We start from the raw sequence: 1517 nt of genomic DNA, 5'->3' as shown, positions 1-1517 counted from the left end.
CCCGCACCACCGAAGCCGACCTCGGGCACGCAGGTCAACGTCCGCCGCACCGGAGGATTCGCCGGGCGCACCGTGGAGCGCACGGTCACCCTCGGTGAGCTGCCGAAGGCTGACGCCAAGGCCTGGCGGTCCCTGCTGGCCGACGACCACCTGCCGGCGCTCGCGGACCGGGCCTCTGGCGGCTCCCGGATGCCCGACAGCTTCTGTTACGGCGTGCGGTGCGATGCCCCGCCGATCGACGTCGAGCTGCCCGAGCCGCACCTCAGCGACGAGGTGCGCACCCTGCTCGAGCGCACCCTGGCCGCCGACTGACCACCCTGACCACCCGGCATACGATCGGCGCCATGAGCGAGCCCGACCCGCGCACCCTGCGCCGCGATGACTTCGACGCCGTGCGCCCCGTGCCCACCCGCTGGTCGGACAACGACATGTTCGGCCACCTCAACAACGCGGTCTACCTCGAGCTGTTCGACAGCGTCCTCAACGCGTGGATGCAGGAGGAGACCGGCATCGACGAGATGGTCGCGCCCACCCTCGGGGTCGTCGCCGAGACGAGCTGCCGCTACTACCGCGAGGTCGCCTTCCCGACCACGCTCGACGTCGGGGTGCGTGCCAAGCGGATCGGCACCACCAGCGTCGTCTTCGAGTTCGGGGTCTTCTCCCCCGGCGTCGACGAGATCGCCGCGCACGGCCTGTGGGCGCAGGTCTACGTCGACCGCGAGACGCGTCGCCCGGTTCCCATCCCGGATGCCGTCCGCACCCACCTCGAGGCCGCCGTCGCCACCCGCGCTGCCAACCCAGACACCGCCGGGAGCCTTCGCTGAGCATGCATGACGCGCCCGGATCCGGGTGGCTGGAGCGCAATCAGTCGGGACGGCATCCGGTCGCCGACCTGCTCGTGCGCGCCTGGCGCGGCCCACGCGACGACGTCGACGGGTCGTGGCAGCGCGTCGCACCCTGGCACCCGCGGGCGCACGCCGTTGTCGCCGTGACCGGGCGCGCCATGATCACCGCGCCCGACGACGTCACCGACGCCGACCTCAAGGCTCTGGGCGTCGACGGCTTCGGCCAGGCGCACGACCCGCGCGTGATGACCCGCCTCGCCGGCCCGAACGGGTGGGTCGACGTGTTGGATGCCGTGCTGCTCGCCTCTGGCACCGGCTCACCGGACCCGCGGGTCGTGCCGCGCCCGGACCTCATCGACCACCCGCGGGTGCGCCACGCGCTGCCGATCCGCAGCGACGTGCGCGTCTTCGGGCTCGACGGCGACGACGACTCGGTGCTGACGCTCGGGGTAGGGCTCGGCGGCCTCACCGAGATGAGCCTGCAGGTGGCGCCGAACCGCCGCGGTCAGGGCCTGGGCACCGTGCTGGCCGCTGCCGCCAGGGGCCTGGTGCCTGCCGATGAGCCGGTCGTGGCGTGCGTGTCACCGGCGAACGTGCCGAGCCTGCGGGCCCTGCTGAGCGCCGGGTTCGACCCCGTCGGCTCGGTGCAGGTCTACCTCCCCGACCGCTGAA

The 1517-nt window shown here is 73.1% G+C and carries 3 protein-coding genes; all 3 read left to right on the top strand.

The window, feature by feature from the left end:
- Positions 1-312: protealysin inhibitor emfourin (locus tag PLL68_RS15080; RefSeq protein WP_324535499.1), on the top strand; the 312-nt coding region annotated here is incomplete at its 5' end.
- Between the two features lie 32 nt (positions 313-344).
- Positions 345-824, top strand: a complete 480-nt coding sequence (locus PLL68_RS15075; protein ID WP_324535497.1) for an acyl-CoA thioesterase — start codon at positions 345-347, stop codon at positions 822-824.
- Between the two features lie 2 nt (positions 825-826).
- Positions 827-1516 carry a GNAT family N-acetyltransferase gene (locus tag PLL68_RS15070; RefSeq protein WP_324535495.1) on the top strand — a complete coding sequence of 230 codons (690 nt, stop codon included), beginning with the start codon at positions 827-829 and terminating at the stop codon, positions 1514-1516.
- The last annotated feature ends 1 nt before the right edge of the window (position 1517 follow it).

Origin of the sequence: Ornithinibacter sp., assembly GCF_035443565.1 — a bacterium.
Taxonomy (GTDB): Bacteria; Actinomycetota; Actinomycetes; order Actinomycetales; family Dermatophilaceae; genus Fodinibacter.
Note: the sequence above shows the minus strand (reverse complement) of the source record. Positions and strands in the feature narration are given on the sequence as shown.

Excerpts from the sequence above, each read along its gene's own strand:
- PLL68_RS15075 (WP_324535497.1), top strand. The coding sequence starts at position 345 with ATGAGCGAGCCCGACCCGCGCACCCTGCGCCGCGATGACTTCGACGCC.
- PLL68_RS15070 (WP_324535495.1), top strand. The coding sequence starts at position 827 with ATGCATGACGCGCCCGGATCCGGGTGGCTGGAGCGCAATCAGTCGGGA.